General features: G+C 32.8%; 15 protein-coding genes. 2 read left to right on the top strand and 13 right to left on the bottom strand.

Going from position 1 to position 16,492, the window contains the following annotated elements; genetic code table 11:
- Positions 1–416 precede the first annotated feature (416 nt).
- Positions 417–542, top strand: a complete 126-nt coding sequence (locus ACFQ02_RS08145; protein ID WP_380821589.1) for a hypothetical protein — start codon at positions 417–419, stop codon at positions 540–542.
- Here ACFQ02_RS08145 and murI read toward each other — a convergent pair.
- The 9 genes from murI to ACFQ02_RS08100 form a co-directional block, all read right to left on the bottom strand.
- Positions 539–1,354, bottom strand: coding sequence for a glutamate racemase (gene murI, locus ACFQ02_RS08140; RefSeq protein ID WP_380821587.1), 816 nt, complete (start codon positions 1,352–1,354; stop codon positions 539–541). The two genes, ACFQ02_RS08145 and murI, sit on opposite strands and share 4 nt — an antisense overlap.
- A gap of 51 nt (positions 1,355–1,405) precedes the next feature.
- The gene (gene recG / locus ACFQ02_RS08135; RefSeq protein WP_380821586.1) at positions 1,406–3,490 is read right to left on the bottom strand and encodes an ATP-dependent DNA helicase RecG; all 2,085 of its coding nucleotides are present in this window, start codon (positions 3,488–3,490) and stop codon (positions 1,406–1,408) included.
- Positions 3,491–5,614 carry a bifunctional GTP diphosphokinase/guanosine-3',5'-bis pyrophosphate 3'-pyrophosphohydrolase gene (gene spoT, locus ACFQ02_RS08130; RefSeq protein ID WP_380821584.1) on the bottom strand — a complete coding sequence of 708 codons (2,124 nt, stop codon included), beginning with the start codon at positions 5,612–5,614 and terminating at the stop codon, positions 3,491–3,493.
- Positions 5,615–5,682: 68 nt separating this feature from the next.
- Complete coding sequence (rpoZ, locus tag ACFQ02_RS08125) at positions 5,683–5,949, bottom strand: DNA-directed RNA polymerase subunit omega (protein ID WP_380821582.1); 267 nt, start codon at positions 5,947–5,949, stop codon at positions 5,683–5,685.
- Between the two features lie 65 nt (positions 5,950–6,014).
- The gene (gmk, locus tag ACFQ02_RS08120) at positions 6,015–6,641 is read right to left on the bottom strand and encodes a guanylate kinase (RefSeq protein ID WP_380821581.1); all 627 of its coding nucleotides are present in this window, start codon (positions 6,639–6,641) and stop codon (positions 6,015–6,017) included.
- A gap of 107 nt (positions 6,642–6,748) precedes the next feature.
- On the bottom strand, positions 6,749–7,549 hold the full coding sequence (locus ACFQ02_RS08115) for a LicD family protein (RefSeq protein WP_380821579.1): 801 nt from the start codon (positions 7,547–7,549) through the stop codon (positions 6,749–6,751).
- Position 7,550: 1 nt separating this feature from the next.
- Positions 7,551–8,249, bottom strand: coding sequence for an NTP transferase domain-containing protein (locus tag ACFQ02_RS08110; protein ID WP_380821577.1), 699 nt, complete (start codon positions 8,247–8,249; stop codon positions 7,551–7,553).
- Positions 8,246–9,184 (bottom strand): DMT family transporter, encoded by a 939-nt coding sequence (locus ACFQ02_RS08105; protein WP_380821575.1) that lies wholly within the window; start codon positions 9,182–9,184, stop codon positions 8,246–8,248. The genes ACFQ02_RS08110 and ACFQ02_RS08105 overlap by 4 nt, the downstream gene beginning before the upstream one ends.
- Positions 9,171–10,064: a choline kinase family protein gene (locus ACFQ02_RS08100; protein WP_380821574.1), complete on the bottom strand. Its 894-nt coding sequence runs from the start codon at positions 10,062–10,064 to the stop codon at positions 9,171–9,173. The genes ACFQ02_RS08105 and ACFQ02_RS08100 overlap by 14 nt, the downstream gene beginning before the upstream one ends.
- 556 nt (positions 10,065–10,620) lie before the next feature.
- On the opposite strand from ACFQ02_RS08100, the gene gapA reads away from it, so the two are divergent.
- Positions 10,621–11,625 carry a glyceraldehyde-3-phosphate dehydrogenase gene (gapA, locus tag ACFQ02_RS08095; RefSeq protein WP_380821572.1) on the top strand — a complete coding sequence of 335 codons (1,005 nt, stop codon included), beginning with the start codon at positions 10,621–10,623 and terminating at the stop codon, positions 11,623–11,625.
- A 155-nt stretch (positions 11,626–11,780) separates the two neighbouring features.
- Here gapA and ACFQ02_RS08090 read toward each other — a convergent pair whose 3' ends face one another.
- From ACFQ02_RS08090 to ftsB, 4 genes are all read right to left on the bottom strand, one after another.
- Positions 11,781–13,334, bottom strand: a complete 1,554-nt coding sequence (locus ACFQ02_RS08090; RefSeq protein ID WP_380821570.1) for a TerC family protein — start codon at positions 13,332–13,334, stop codon at positions 11,781–11,783.
- Positions 13,335–13,445: 111 nt separating this feature from the next.
- On the bottom strand, positions 13,446–15,263 hold the full coding sequence (locus ACFQ02_RS08085; RefSeq protein WP_380821568.1) for a monovalent cation:proton antiporter-2 (CPA2) family protein: 1,818 nt from the start codon (positions 15,261–15,263) through the stop codon (positions 13,446–13,448).
- A gap of 11 nt (positions 15,264–15,274) precedes the next feature.
- On the bottom strand, positions 15,275–15,976 hold the full coding sequence (ispD, locus tag ACFQ02_RS08080; RefSeq protein WP_380821566.1) for a 2-C-methyl-D-erythritol 4-phosphate cytidylyltransferase: 702 nt from the start codon (positions 15,974–15,976) through the stop codon (positions 15,275–15,277).
- Between the two features lie 13 nt (positions 15,977–15,989).
- Positions 15,990–16,268 (bottom strand): cell division protein FtsB, encoded by a 279-nt coding sequence (gene ftsB, locus ACFQ02_RS08075; protein WP_380821563.1) that lies wholly within the window; start codon positions 16,266–16,268, stop codon positions 15,990–15,992.
- Between the last annotated feature and the right edge of the window lie 224 nt (positions 16,269–16,492).

Here is a 16,492-nt window from a genome sequence, read left to right as displayed (position 1 = left end):
CACAGATTGTCTATCAGTTGTTAAAGAACAAAAAAACGACACGGTCATCTACTTACAACGCCGTGTCGTTGTGTGCCCCCCATTATAGTCAATTCTTAATCCTATGCAACTACTTTTTTACTTTTTTTTGAAAAAATTAAAAGCTCGTCTACTTTTTGAACTCTAGCGATTAAAAAACAACAATCTACTGTACTTAATTTATCCGTTTCTGCTCTCATACTTACCGCACTTTAGCATGAGACAGAAATGGCCTACTGTTCTAAATATATTTAGAATATAGTACTAACATAAATAATTTTTTAAAAATAGTTGATTGGCTACTTGATGTTAATAAGTTTACTAAGCATACTTCACTTAGCAAGGTTGCAAAATCGCTAAGGTTTCTGAAAAACTAATCATAAAAGTAGCTAAGCATCTTGGCCTCTCAGATTATTTCAAAAGAAAAAGCTCTTGTTCTAACTACATTATGGCTTAATACTCTATACGATAATGGACGACATCAAAAAAGATTAGAAATGATAGAACAGCTTTCTGTACCTTAAGAAAATACGATGGGGAGATCAATAATCTGTAAACGATCAAATCCCCACTTCGATAACTGTTGATAAAAAGCCAAATCCATTCGACATTTTTGAGTACAAAAGAGACTATTCTGTACTTTTGGTAAATTTCTAACCGCACTTTTTTCTTTCAACAATTTTGCTACTCTTAAAGCTATTGCTTTACCAGAGTCCATAAAGTGGGTAACTTGCGGTAAACATCTTGCAATTTCAGCTTGAATTAAAGGGAAGTGAGTACACCCTAGCACAACTGTATCTAAATCCATTATAGACTGCCAGACTTTCAATTCTTTATTTAATTGCTCAAAATCAACTGGAATACCATGCAGTTTTTTTTCAGCAATTTCTACTAATGCAGTAGTCCCAATTTTTTCAACTTTACAATCAGAAGCATAATTTACAATTAAATCATCAACATATCGTCGCTTAATAGTACCTTTCGTTGCCAGCAATCCAATATGTTTAGTTAAAGATATTTCTGCTGCTGGTTTAATCGCTGGTACTGTACCAACAATAGGTATATTAAAATGGGATCTTAAAGCAGGTAATACCACTGTACTTGCTGTATTACAAGCAATAATAATCAAGTCTAATGGGTATTGTCTGTCAATTCTGTCACAAATAGCTAATGTACGATCAATAATCATTTGCTCTGTTTTTTCCGAATAGGGAAATGCTGCATTATCAAAACAATATAAATATTGATTATTGGGTAGTAACGCTTTCACCTCTTGATAGATTGTCAAACCGCCCATACCAGAATCAAAACATAACACACTGTATTTCTGACACATATCTCACTTCTTTATTAAAAATTAAAAAATACTACCGCACTTCTTATATAGTCAAGCATTAGAATAGACCTCTCGGTTATTGAGCCAACGTTTAATAAGCATGTCTGCAATATGAGGATATTGCTGTATTAAATTACGAGCGTGATGTTGAACTAGAGGAATCATTTTACGATCTCGCATTAAATTTGCGACCTTAAATTCAGCAATACCCGTTTGTTTTGTACCCAATACTTCTCCTGGTCCACGGATTTCTAAATCTTTTTCTGAAATATAAAACCCATCTTGACTTTCTCGTAAAACTTGAAGCCTCTCTTGAGAAACTTTCCCTAGCGGTGGTTTATATATTAAAACACAAAAAGAAGCTGTACTACCTCGTCCAACTCTTCCTCGTAATTGATGCAGTTGAGACAATCCAAGACGTTCGGCATTTTCAATAATCATTAAACTAGCATTAGGGACATCAACTCCAACTTCAATCACTGTTGTCGCAACTAATAGATCTAGTTCTGCTGCCTTGAAACACTCCATTACTGCTTGTTTATCTGCTGATTTCATTCGTCCATGAACTAAACCTATTCTTAACTGCGGTAAAGCTTTTCTCAGATCTTCCGCCATTGCTTCTGCTGCCTGAGCTTCTAATACTTCACTTTCATCAATTAACGTACACACCCAATACACTTGCCGTTTTTCGCTCATGCAAACATTTTGCACTCGAGCAATAATTTCTCCTCTCCGCTCTTCTGACATCGCTACTGTCGTAATCGGACTACGTCCAGGTGGTAATTCATCAATAATCGAAGTATCTAAATCAGCATACACTGTCATAGCTAAAGTGCGAGGAATAGGTGTTGCACTCATAATTAATTGATGAGGATGAAGACCTGATTTTTCACCTTTTTCACGCAACATTAAACGCTGATGAACACCAAAACGATGTTGCTCATCAATAATAATTAATGAGAGATCGGAGAAAGTAACTTCTTGTTGAAATAATGCATGTGTACCAATGACTATATCAACCTCTCCAGTAGCAATTTGTTCTAATATGAGTTGTCTTGCTTTTCCTTTCACTTTACCAGCAAACCAACCAACGCTAATCCCCAAAGGAGTGAACCAACGGCGAAAATTCTCTGCATGTTGTTCTGCCAGAATTTCTGTTGGTGCCATCAACGCGACTTGTTTTTTATTATCTATTGCCAATAATGCTGCTAATGCCGCAACTAGTGTTTTACCAGATCCGACATCTCCCTGCACTAATCGCATCATTGGATGAGATCTTTGCAAATCTTGCTCAATCTCTGTGATAACTTTTATCTGTGCATTAGTTGGCTTGAAAGGTAAACTTGATAAAAAACGCTGCTTTAAATTTGTTTTAGAAAATAAAGGTAAAGCTGAAACTTGTTGCGTACCTAACCGCACTTTTTGCATTGCCAAATTATGTGCAAGCAATTCTTCAAAAATTAACCGTTGTTGAGCAGGATGCTTTCCTGAGTCTAGTAATTCTATTGAAATATCTGGGGGTGGACGATGTAAAAAAAGGATAGCATCTTTTAAGCTAAATGAATGAGGATTAAATTGTGCAGGCAAAATCTCTTTTATTTGAAAATGATCTAATAATTTTAATGCTTGATCCGTTAATTTCCGCAACATAGGTTGCTTCAACCCTTCTGTAGCAGAATAAATTGGCGTTAACGTTTCTTCTAAAACTAATGGGGCATTATCACGAATAATTTTATATTCTGGATGATACATTTCAGCCATAAAACGCCCTCGTTTTACTTCGCCAAATACTTTTACTCTTTCACCTGGCTCAAAACTATTTTTTATACCAGCTGTGAAATTAAAAAAACGTAACGTAATTTTTGATGTCCCATCAGACACTACAACTGCTAAAATCGGACGATTACGAGAGAACTGTACCTCGCAAGTTTGTACAACAGCTTCAATAGTTGCATACTGTTCAACTCGCAAATCTATGATCGGAGTAATTCTTGTCCTATCTTCATAGCGAATAGGCAAATGAAATAACAAATCCTGTAAATTATTTATACCTATTTTGCTTAATTTTGTTGCAATTGCAGCACCAACTCCAGATAAAGAAGTTATAGGTACTGCATCTAATAATCGCTCTGTCATTTAGCTATTTGTATTACGTTCAATGCTTACAAAACCAGGTATTGTTTTAATTTTTCGAATAATATTCGCTAAGTGTTGAGTATCTTTTGTGGTTAATAAAACAACAATCTGGTATAAGCGTCCATCTTGTTCTTCTGTCCAAATACTATGAATATTACTATCTAAAGAAGAAATCACTGAAGTTAAATTTGGTAATGCTCCTTGCTGATTGATCATTTCAATACGTAATTCTGCTTCAAAACCAATTTTGCTACTGCTTTCTTCCCAAGTAACAGAAACATAATGTTCATGGTGTTCTTGGCGATTTTTGAGATTTGCACAACGCTCATGATGTACTACTAATCCCTTACCAGGACTAGCGTAAGCTACTATAGGATCACCTGGTATCGGACGACAACATTGAGCAAAAGTAGTTAATAATCCCTCACTACCTTTAATTTGCAATGCACTTTTGCTATTTGTAGAATCACCATCTATATCAATTTCTATGGTTTCACCTAACAACCTATAAGCAATTACTACACTCATTTGGTTACCCAAACCAATTTCCGCAAGCAAATCATCAAAGTTTTCTAATTTTAGTTCAATCAATAAATTATTGATACGATGAGGCTCAATATCCTCTATTTTTTTAGGTAAAAGTGCGGTCATTAATTGACGTTTTCCTAACTGGATAGCAGTATCGGTACGTAAATTTTTTAACGCATGCCGAATATTAGTACGGGCTTTCGCTGTGACAACAAAGTTTAACCAACCAACACTCGGTTGAGAATTTGGTGATGTGATAATTTCGATTGTCTGCCCCGATTGAAGTGCTTGAGATAAAGGGCAAGGTTTGCGATCAACATTAGCAGCGATACAAGAACGTCCTATATCAGAATGCACTGCATAAGCGAAATCTACTGGTGTAGCTCCAACTGGTAACTCGACAATACGCCCTTTAGGAGTAAATACATAAATTTCTTTTGGGAAAAATTCTGATTTTACACTTTCAATAAATTCAAAAGAATTACCCACACTTTGTTGCAATTCAATTAAACTTTGTAGCCAACGTTGAGCTCGAATTTGAGCTGTAGTACTATCATTCTTACCACCCTGTTTATACGCCCAATGTGCTGCAACCCCCATTTCTGCCATTTGATCCATTTCTTCTGTACGAATCTGCACCTCTACTGGCACACCATAAGGACCTATCATTGAAGTATGTAAAGATTGATAACCATTAGCTTTAGGCACTGCAATATAATCTTTTACTCTACCAGGGCGAGGTTTATACAGATTATGCATTTGTCCCAACACTCTATAGCAAGTATCTACGTCTTTCACAATTGCACGAAAAGCATAAATATCCATTATTGAATGAAATTGTTGCACTTTTAAACGCATTTTTTGGTAAATAGCATAAAGATGCTTTTCTCGTCCAAAAACTCTTGCTTCAATGCCCACATCAGAAATGCGACCTTTGATTTCATCTAGAATACGTTGAATCATATCCTTACGGTTACCACGAGCAATCTGAATGACTTTCTGCAATACTGCATAGCGTTGAGGATACATTGCCTCAAAACCTAAATCTTCTAGTTCATTTTTAATATGCTCGATACCTAAACGATGAGCTAGAGGTGCATAAATTTCCAAAGTTTCTTTCGCTATTCGACGACGTTTATCTGGTCTTAAGGAACCTAAAGTACGCATGTTATGAGTGCGGTCAGCGAGCTTAATTAATACAACTCGAATATCCTTTGTCATCGCCAAAATCATTTTACGAAAATTTTCTACTTCAGCTTCTTTGCGCGTGCGAAATTTTAACTTATCTAACTTCGATACACCTTCTACAATTTCAGCAACACTTGCCCCAAACTCTTGTTTCAACTGCTCTTCAGTATAAGGCGTATCCTCGATTACATCATGCAATAATGCTGCCATGATTGCTTCATGATCCAAGTGCATTTCTGCAATAATGGAAGCTACTGCAACTGGATGCGTAATATAAGGCTCTCCACTGGCTCGCACTTGACCCTCATGAGCATCTCTTGCAATAACAAATGCTCGTCGAACTAATTCAATTTGTGACGGAGACAAATACCCACTGATAATTTGCTCTAAACTTTCGAATAAATACAAAGGACACCTAACTTTTCATCAAAATGCACTTAATAAATTTTAGAAAAAGAACCGCACTTTAACTCATATTATTGAGATAATAACGATACTGCATTTAACTCAGCAGCTTCTTGCTCTAGTGCATCATGACGCTCTTGAGCATTCATAATATCGTTATTAATTAATCCTTTTTCTATCTCACGTAATGCAATCACAGTTGGTTTATCGTTATCCTCTGGCACTAAAGGTTCGCGTTTGTGTAATTGCAATTCTCTCGCACGGCGAGCCGCTGTTAAAATTAAATCGAAACGATTACCTACTTTTTCAACTGCATCTTGTACTGTTACTCGAGCCATAATTTCTCCACTAATATGTTTATAAAAATCGCTAATAAAAGCTATTTATGATACTAAAACCTAAATTATTTTACTAGCAATTGATGAATTAAAGCAGAATTCTGCACTTTTTGACAGCTTACAGTCAATCGCTCTGCTCGTAAAATATGCTCCAAATCTGCTAATGCATGCTCAAAGTCGTCATTAATAATCACATAATCATATTCATCATAATGAGACATTTCGTCAACAGCTTTTGCCATCCTATTTGTAATGACTTCTTGACTATCTTGAGCTCGCCCAATTAAGCGTCTTTCCAAAGCAGAAATAGAAGGTGGCAAAATAAAAATACTTTTTGCTGCTGGGTATTTACTTCTAACTTGTCTTGCTCCTTGCCAATCAATATCCAAAAACACGTCTATACCAGCTGCCAAACTTTTTTCAATCACAGGCAACGATGTGCCATAATAGTGACCACCAAATACTTTTGCATACTCTAAAAATAAGTTTTTTGAAATAAGCTGTTCAAATTCATCGTGAGAAGTAAAGTAATAATGCACACCATCAACTTCACCTTCTCTAGGACTTCTTGTTGTGTGTGATACTGAAAGCATCATATTTTTACTATCATTTTTTGCTAATAGTGCTGAAATTAATGATGATTTACCTGCACCACTGGGGGCGGAAATAACATACAGATTCCCACTAAACATAATAACTCCTGTAAAATAATTTATAGCTTCTATTATGCCGATAAATCAAAAAAAAATCAGCAAAATGACCGCACTTTTACTGATTTTTAATTAGAAAATATAGATATTTAATCTAATACATAGGCTTCTATAGTATGTTGAGGCTTTTGTTCATTCTCTGGAGGCAGTTTCATGTAATCACCATAATACATCGTCAAATGCTCATGATAGCCATTCATAACAGGAAACTTACTATCTTCAAAATCTAAATACACTACAGAATCAAAATATTTTTTAGGCATATAAGATTTTTTCCATCCACCATAGTCAGATAAAACAAGTCCAATATATTCAGTTTTATCAATAGGATATTTATCTTGAAATCGTTTTAAATTTAGCATCATCTTATTAAATAAATAATTTGATAACTTGGCAAACATCGACTTTATTAATGTGTTATCTTTTGCTTTATACCATCTTTTACGACAAGACGAAAATCTTAGTTTAAGACGACGATGCTTCTTCATTACTTTATAAATGACATCTGGCTCATTTGGCACACCATCCCAAATAAAAATATCAATAAAAATACCGCTCTTTCTTCCTTTTGTGTCAATCAAAGTAGTGTTTTTGTCAAAAATTTTTGTCATTTCACCAGAAATCATACCATGAATATCCTCAGCTAAGGATAATTCATATTGATCGTGTTTTTCATTATTCCAAATTTTAACAAATTTTTCATATTGATCACGGTGCATATACACATCAATATCATCGTCCCATGGAATAAAACCACTATTTCTTACCGCACCTATTAAAGTACCACCACCCAATGAATATTGAATATTATTCTTAGCACATACTTTATCAAAGTATTTCAAAATATCTAATGTAACTAATTGAAGTTCTCTAAGCGATAATTTCTTCATACTATTCACCTTTAAAATTATTAAATATAAAGTTATATTCTGATAAGTTATCTATCTCGTAAGCATCTTGTAAAGTTAATAATTTTATACCCACATCTAACTCATTAATAAATTTCATTGGAATATTATCCCAATATAACGACGGATTAAGTAATAGTTTTTCATCATTAAGATAATCTATAATGAATGACTTTATTTTAAGAGCATCTTGCTTAGACCAAAATGATACACCAAGTAAACTAGGTAACGCTAAATTGTCAACAATAATATCAACGACTTTATTATCTTTAATAATAGGAATCCACTCTTTATTACTACTCTTATTTCTCTGAATTAAAAAATACTTACTGCATTCACACTTATCACTGAAAATATTGTTAAAAAGCGTTACATCACTATCAATCACAAAACTATCACCAAAGTAATCAATTGCACAATTAAACGAATAAATACTATTATATTTTCTATAAAATTCATTATAAATAAGATGACAATTATATTTACTTTGCAAAAATTTAAATTGTTCTGAAAGATGTCCTGTTACAATATGAATTTCATTAATTCCTGCTTGTTTCAAATAAATAATGGTTTGTTCAATATTTGGGATACCATTAGGTAATGGAAGTAGAGCTTTATGTGTTTTTTGAGTAATTTCCTTAAAACGGCTTCCTAAACCTGCTGCTAAAATAATTGCATTCACTTTTTCTCTCCTCTAGCAACAATAAATACATTAACTAAAACAACAAACCCAATAGCAATCAAAATCATACTAATTTCTTTTGAGAAAATAACCGCACTTAATATGACAGCCCATAAACTATAGGTAATATTTAGAGCCATTGCTCTAATTGGATTTAAGATACCAATTGCTTTATAGTAGAAAAAATAAGAAAATCCTGACGATAAAATCACAATTAGTTCTAGCTTCCATAAATTAATATCATTAAAAACGTTAAAATCTAATGGAACAAAATAAGAGCCATATACCAGTTGAAAAATGATAATTATAAAATATCCTAAACTTGATCCTGCTTGTCTAAATAAATAAGTTTGCTCTGATTGATAATAACGCATAACATAGCTAGAAATAACAATTTCAACTGCCCAACATAATGCACAGAATAAAGCGAAAAAAATCCCCCAATAGCTAATATCTACTTTTTCATCCTGATACATTATTGGTATTATTAATAAAATAATCAAAATAAAAGAAAAAATTGTCTTTTTTGAGGTTTTAACAGATAAAAATTTAATTGATAAAATAGACGCTATTATTGGGTAACTGATTGAAATAGTTGCAGTATAGCTAACTCCTATAGATTGTAATGACTGCAAATAAAATAACATGCCAATAGGTCCACCACATAAACCTCCTATAACAGCAATAACAGAAATATAGTTTAAGTGCGGTAATAATTTCTCTTTTGCTAAATAACTGCAAATAAGCAAAAGCAAAACAAATTCAGCAATAAATAATATAATTATGTTTAATGCAAATGCATTAAACATGGGAAAATCTGTATATAATTTTTCATAGGAAATACCCGCTATAGCCCAAAGCAAACCAGATAATAATCCGCAAAAATAGCCCAGATGAATTAAATTTTTCTTTACTTTTTTTCTAAATAAATTCATTATTAATTAACTCATTCATAATCTTATAAGATCGGTTTATTCTTATTGTTGCATAATCTTCAAAAGATTCATTATTCTCTTCTTTAATTAAAGTCCACAAAAACCATAAAACATCTTGCGTAAATTGATGAATTAGAATTTCTGCATGAGATTTTTCAAAATTTAAATTCGGATCATAATGAAGCATAAAATATTTTTGTTTATCTATTGATAATCGAGATTCCAAGAAAAATGCGGCTATATCAAACAATGGCGTATTCATTCCAGAATACTCCCAATCAATAAAAAACAATTTATTCTTATTGATTAAGATATTTTCTGGAACAAGATCATTATGACAGGGACATGTAACTTGATAAAGCTCATGTTTATTTGATAATTTAACAAAAAAATTATAAATATCCTTAATATTACTATTAAAATAAAAAAACTTATTTTTATCTTTTAATAAATCAAAATAATGATAAAAAGTATCAAATACATTAAAATTATTATCAAATTTTGCATTGCAATTATGTAATTTAAATAAATTCATAGCAACTAAAGATAAATAATCAAGTTGTATTATATTATCGTGAGTTAAATTTGTTCCCCCATTTAAAAACTTTGTTATTTTTATTCCACTATCTGGATTAAAATAAACTGTTTCAACATTAAATCCATATTGAGACATTAATATACTATTATTCATCTCATTATTTCTTGATATTAAATGAGATGTCATAGCACCAGGTAAACGTAGTACGTATTTCTCATTATTTATATTTAGCAGATAATTTTTATTAGTCATTCCACCTAAAATAGAATATTTTACTTTGCTATTTTTAGGGAAAACTTCTTCTATTATCGAAAGTATTTTCTCATCATAATCATTAAACATAAAAAGCTCTTTTTTATAAAATTAGTTGATTATTATTTGAGAAAATGTAATTTGGGACAGTACTAGGTTGATTAGAACTATGTATATTGAATATATATAATAATTTAAGAAAAAGAAATAGCGTTTGTTTGTTTGTTTGTTTGTTTGTTTGTTTGTTTGTTTGTTTGTTTGTTTGTTTGTCATTATATTTTTCCTAGTTTCTACTAAAAGAAAGATTTTATTTGAGAATAAAATATAAAACAGATATTTACACATGCTACACTAAATATAGCAAATTTCAATAATTATATACTAAATACTGCTAATCATGTAGACATTCATTTTATAATGATTATTTATAATAATCAATGAGTTACAAATAATTCATGAAAGGTTGATAGATATAGATACTTGATACAGATCATAAAAAATCTATATACACTAGATTTGTTTAACTGGCACTTTTATCAAAAAAAGAAATCGTGCTATAATCTCAGCCAATGTGGAAACTAGAAACAGTAAGCGTTTCTGTGAAGCATCAGGTTTTGTTTAACTTAAAATTATAGGTGAAAATCTTATGGCAATTAAAATTGGTATCAATGGTTTCGGTCGTATTGGTCGCATTGTATTTCGTGCAGCACAAAATCGTGATGATATTGAAGTTGTTGGTATTAACGACTTAATTGATGTTGAATACATGGCTTACATGCTAAAATATGATTCAACTCATGGTCGTTTCGATGGCTCAGTTGAAGTTAAAGACGGAAACTTAGTAGTTAATGGTAAAACGATCCGTGTTACTTCTGAACGCGATCCTGCCAACTTAAAATGGAACGAAATCGGTGTTGATATTGCTGTTGAAGCAACAGGTATTTTCTTAACTGATGAAACTGCCCGTAAACACATTACTGCGGGAGCAAAAAAAGTAGTGTTAACAGGTCCATCTAAAGATGCTACTCCAATGTTTGTAAATGGCGTTAACTTCGATACTTATGCGGGTCAAGATATTGTATCTAATGCATCTTGTACTACAAACTGCTTAGCTCCACTAGCAAAAGTCATCAATGATAAATTTGGAATCAAAGACGGCTTAATGACAACTGTCCACGCAACAACAGCAACTCAAAAAACTGTTGATGGTCCATCTGTAAAAGACTGGCGTGGTGGTCGTGGAGCTGCACAAAATATTATCCCATCTTCAACAGGAGCAGCTAAAGCGGTTGGAAAAGTTATCCCAGCACTAAATGGTAAATTAACTGGTATGGCATTTCGTGTTCCAACACCAAACGTATCTGTTGTTGATTTAACTGTGAATTTAGAGAAACCAGCTACTTATGAAGAAATTTGTGCTGAAATTAAACGTGCTTCTGAAAACGAAATGAAAGGTGTATTGGGTTACACTGAAGACGCCGTTGTTTCTACAGACTTTAACGGTTGTTCATTGACCTCAATTTTTGACGCAGCAGCTGGTATTGCATTAACTGATCGTTTTGTAAAATTAGTATCTTGGTACGATAACGAAACGGGCTATTCAAATAAAGTACTAGATCTAGTTGCTCATATCTATAACTACAAAGGTTAAGATTAAACTTAACGAAAGTTGTTGCTGATCAACTTCTGATATATTTAAGGGATAACGTTTAAGTTATCCCTATTTATTATCGATTATAATTAGAACTATGAAATAAAAATACTAAATAAGTTCAATATACTATTATTCATTAATCTATTTTCTATTTACGCTATTGCTAATTCTTTTTCGATTTTAACTAATAGTATTCTAGAATTTTGTACTTCTAATACAGTAAATAGATAACCCTCTAATGCAATTTTATCATTGACATTAGGCACATTATCAAATCGATATAATAGCAATCCACTAACAGTAAATTGCTCTGCTTCTTCAAATAATTCAGGTTCATCTAATTCTAATTTCAATTGTTCTAAACTTGCCGTTCCTTTAACAATCCAGTGGGTACCCATATTAGAAATATCAGGATTTTCATCTTCATCAGGAAACTCACCAGCAATAGCTTCTAATAAATCAAGTGGACTGACTAAACCAGTTACTTGACCATATTCATCTTTAACTATTGCTAAATTACCTTTTGCTTTTTTCAGCATATTCAATAATTTTAAATTGTCTATAATTTCACTTACAAAAATAGGTTGATGTTTTGCTAGTAACGGTTTTAATTCACTAACTAATGAAGCTGGATCATTGTCCAATATTGCCAGCATATCTTTTGCTCTAACAACCCCTAAAACTCTATCAATACTACCTTTACAAACAGGAAATAAATTATGTGGACTATCTAATAATTGTCGTCTGATTTCTACCGCACTTAGCTCAATATTGACCCATGAAATTTCATTTCTTGGTGTCATAATTGTTTGAATATTGCGGTCTCCAAGAGCAAGTACCCCACTTATCATATAACGTTCTTCTTGAGCAAAAGGTTGCAATACTTCACTGTGTTGTGTACTCTCAATTTGATCTGCTGCATCAGCTGATTTACCACCCATTAATCTTAGAATAGCATCTGCTGTTCTTTCTCGTAATGGTAACTGACTCTCATATTTCGCTTTATTTCTACTCGCAAACTGGTTAAAAAATTCAATAACAATAGAAAATCCAATAGCTGCATATAAATAGCCTTTTGGAATGTGAAATCCAACACCTTCAGCAATTAAACTAAAGCCGATCATTAAAAGGAAACTTAAACATAAAATAACAACTGTGGGGTGTCTACTAACAAACTCTGTTAGCGTTTTAGATGCAAATAGCATCAATGCCATTGCAACAATTACCGCTGTCATCATTATAGAAAGGTGTTGCACCATGCCTACTGCCGTAACAACAGCGTCAAAAGAAAATACAGCATCAAGTATAACAATTTGTACAACAACAGCAGTAAAACCTGCATGCACTTTACTGCTGTGACTTTCTGGTTTATTTTCTAACCTTTCATGTAATTCCATTGTTGCTTTAAAAACTAAAAATAAACCACCAATTAATAAAATAATATCTCGCAAAGACAAGGAAAAATTATTATATACAAAAATAGGATTTGTTAGTGTAATTAACCATGACATTAAAGAAAGTAGCACTAATCGCATTAATAATGCTAGGCTTAATCCAATAGTTCTAGCTTTATTACGTTGATGCTGAGGAAGTTTATTAGCAAGAATTGCAATGAAAACAAGATTATCTATACCTAAAATAATTTCAAGTACAATTAGCGTAACCAGTCCTAATACTGCTGACGAATCAAAAAAAATATCTAACATAAAAAATTAACTTACACTCCAATTTATTTTAACAATAAAAAAGTGCGGTCGATTTTTAAATGTTTCAACTGTGAAACCGCACTTTTATTTCAACTTAACTAACTGTTTAAATTACTTTTGCTTACTCATGATTTGCTGGATTTCTGCCATAATCTCCTGATTAATATCTAATGCCATTCTAATCAATTCTTTATTTTCAAAACGATCGATTTTTGGATCGTATACTTCTGCCATTAATTTTAAACTGTGACGATCTTTATAAAAATACGTTTTCGAAATTTCATCAGCAATTTCAGCATCCATTCCTAGCTGTCTTAACGCTTTTCGTGCAATTCTAACTGAAGAATCAAATGTTTCACGAACTTGAATATCTGCTCCAGCATGATATAAATCATATACGTGCATCTGATCGTAAGCTCTAGCAATGATTTTAATTTTTGGATTGATTTTTCTAGCAATTTCAACAATATGGATGGCTTGATGAGGATCATTAATTGCAACAATTAATAATTCTGCATTATCCACACCCGCCGCATGCAACAATTCAGGACGACTTGCATCACCATAATAGCTTTTAATACCTATTTTTTTCATCCCCGCTATTAATGCTGCGTCTTTATCTATTACGGTAGGATGATGTCCCGTCATCACTAATAAACGGTTAATTACTTGACCTGATCGCCCCAAACCAACTAATACAATAGGATGCTGATCATCAATATGATCTGCTGGCTGATAAGTCGTATTTTTAAAGCGAGGAATAATATATTTCTTCTGCAAAATAACAAATACAGGAGTTAATACCATAGATAAAACGACAATAGCAGTAATGTTAGCTTGTATCTCTTGATCGATTACTCGTAAACTTGCTGCTGTAGAAAATAACACAAAAGCAAACTCTCCACCTTGAGCCATAATAATTGCACGATCAATTGCATCTCCATTTGGCGTTCGTGTTATTAAAGCAACTACATAAATACACAGTGCTTTTAATAGCATAAATACAATAACACCAAGCAAGATCACCCACCAATTCTGTGCTACTACAGCCAAATCTAAGGACATTCCTACACCAAGAAAAAATAGCCCTAGTAATAAACCTCGAAATGGCTCTACATCAGCTTCCAGCTGGTGTCGAAAACTTGACTCCGATAATAATACACCAGCCAAAAATGCTCCCATTGCCATTGAAAGTCCACCCATTTCCATTAGCAATGCAGATCCTAAGACCACTAACAATGCAGCAGCTGTCATCATTTCTCTAATTTTAGTTTTTGCAAGCATTCTAAACAATGGATTCAATAACCATAATCCTGCCGCAATCAACACAACAAGTACGGCACCTTTCATTGCGATTCTTTGCCATAATGGTGTCGCAGCAAGAGTAATATGTTCAGGGTCTGTGGGAGCAATGAAAGCAATGAACGCTAATAATGGCACAATTAACAAATCTTCAAATAATAGAATTGAAACAATTCGTTGCCCACGTGGACTAGCCATATCTCCTCGTTCACTTAATTCTTGCATTACAATTGCTGTAGAAGTCAATACAAAGCCAGCTGCACAAACGAAAGCGATTTGCCATTCTAAACCAACTAAAATTCCAACCGCAGTTAAAACCGCTGTACATAATCCTATCTGTAACGTACCTAAACAAAAAATATGATTACGAAGCCCCCAGATATGAGATGGCTTCATTTCTAACCCTATAATAAAAAGAAACATTACTACACCTAGTTCAGCAATATGAATAATGCTATTTGGATCAGTAAACAACCCTAAACCAAAAGGTCCTATCACAAGTCCTGCTGCTAAATATCCCAATACAGCCCCTAAACCGAGTCGCTTAAACAGTGGTACTGCTACTACTGCTGCTGTTAATAACGTCACAACGCTAATAAGATAGTTTGCTCCTTCTGTAGCCGCCATAAATTCCCCCTTTAAATCTTAGTTAGTTTTTTAGCTAAGTAAAATTCTGCTAAAGCTAAATCTTCTGGATGAGTAATTTTAATATTGTCACGCCGTCCTGTCACTAAGTGCGGTTGAAACCCTATTAATTCCATTGCAGATGCATCGTCTGTTACTTGTAAGTTTCGTTCTAATGCGAATGCCAATCCTTTTTTCAGCAAATCTGCACGAAAAAATTGAGGTGTTTGTGCTAACCAAAAATAAGATCGATCTTCTGTAGCCAAAATACGTCTATCAATAGTCATTTTTTTTACGGTTTCAACTACTGGCACAGCTAAAATTGCACCGTGTTCATCAACGACTCGTATTAGCTGATCTAAATCCTGATGAGTTAAACAAGGACGAGCTGCATCATGGACTAATACCCAAGTATTCTCAGCATCTTGAATTTGTTTCAACCCATTAAATACTGATTCTGCTCGACTATCCCCACCATGAACTAGTTCAATTTCTTCTCTATGTAGGAATGAAAGACTTTCTACGTAAGGATCATCTTTACTAACAGCGACAATAACTTTAGCAATTGGTGGATAATCCAACAATACATTCAATGAATGTTCTAATACTGTTTTTCCTTGAATTTCAAGATATTGCTTAGGTCTATCTGCTTGCATTCTGCTACCAACACCTGCTGCAGGTACTATCGCAATAATTTTATCCACTCTTTTTTGCATATTTTTTTATACTCTATTTATACTCTTTTCCAATCCGATAAAATGTTTCATCATCTTTAATCATTTCATGCTCTAGTCTTGCTCGTTCCTCTATTGCTGCTACACCTTCTTTTAAGTCTTTAATTTCAGCATTAACTTCTTGATTTCTATTTATTAATTTATCATTTTCCTGTTTGCGAATTGCTATTTCTCTATTTGTCTCCAGACAATCTATATAACCATTCTTTCCAAACCAGAAATCATATTGGAACATTAATAAAATTGCCGCAAGCATGAAAATTAATAAACGCATAATACTGTCACTATTCTAAAAAACATACTATAGTGTACCTTAAAATAGGTAAAATGAGAAAAAATACCGCTATTTTTTACATTTCTCTGTATTTGAATCCAAATAACAAAAATATCAAAATAAAATTATTACCTCTTAGTATACTTTGAAATATCACTCCGTTTTTATGATCAAGATCTCAATTTTCAATTATTTTACTTGTTTTTTATTCCTATATGATTATC

The organism is Seminibacterium arietis, from assembly GCF_042675725.1.
In the GTDB taxonomy this organism is placed as follows: Bacteria; Pseudomonadota; Gammaproteobacteria; order Enterobacterales; family Pasteurellaceae; genus Seminibacterium; species Seminibacterium arietis.
Note: the sequence above shows the minus strand (reverse complement) of the source record. Positions and strands in the feature narration are given on the sequence as shown.

Coding starts and splice junctions, on each gene's coding strand:
- murI (WP_380821587.1), bottom strand. CDS start 1,354: ATGTGTCAGAAATACAGTGTGTTATGTTTTGATTCTGGTATGGGCGGT.
- recG (WP_380821586.1), bottom strand. CDS start 3,490: ATGACAGAGCGATTATTAGATGCAGTACCTATAACTTCTTTATCTGGA.
- rpoZ (WP_380821582.1), bottom strand. CDS start 5,949: ATGGCTCGAGTAACAGTACAAGATGCAGTTGAAAAAGTAGGTAATCGT.
- gmk (WP_380821581.1), bottom strand. CDS start 6,641: ATGTTTAGTGGGAATCTGTATGTTATTTCCGCCCCCAGTGGTGCAGGT.
- ACFQ02_RS08115 (WP_380821579.1), bottom strand. CDS start 7,549: ATGAAGAAATTATCGCTTAGAGAACTTCAATTAGTTACATTAGATATT.
- ACFQ02_RS08105 (WP_380821575.1), bottom strand. CDS start 9,184: ATGAATTTATTTAGAAAAAAAGTAAAGAAAAATTTAATTCATCTGGGC.
- ACFQ02_RS08100 (WP_380821574.1), bottom strand. CDS start 10,064: ATGTTTAATGATTATGATGAGAAAATACTTTCGATAATAGAAGAAGTT.
- gapA (WP_380821572.1), top strand. CDS start 10,621: ATGGCAATTAAAATTGGTATCAATGGTTTCGGTCGTATTGGTCGCATT.
- ACFQ02_RS08090 (WP_380821570.1), bottom strand. CDS start 13,334: ATGTTAGATATTTTTTTTGATTCGTCAGCAGTATTAGGACTGGTTACG.
- ACFQ02_RS08085 (WP_380821568.1), bottom strand. CDS start 15,263: ATGGCGGCTACAGAAGGAGCAAACTATCTTATTAGCGTTGTGACGTTA.
- ispD (WP_380821566.1), bottom strand. CDS start 15,976: ATGCAAAAAAGAGTGGATAAAATTATTGCGATAGTACCTGCAGCAGGT.
- ftsB (WP_380821563.1), bottom strand. CDS start 16,268: ATGCGTTTATTAATTTTCATGCTTGCGGCAATTTTATTAATGTTCCAA.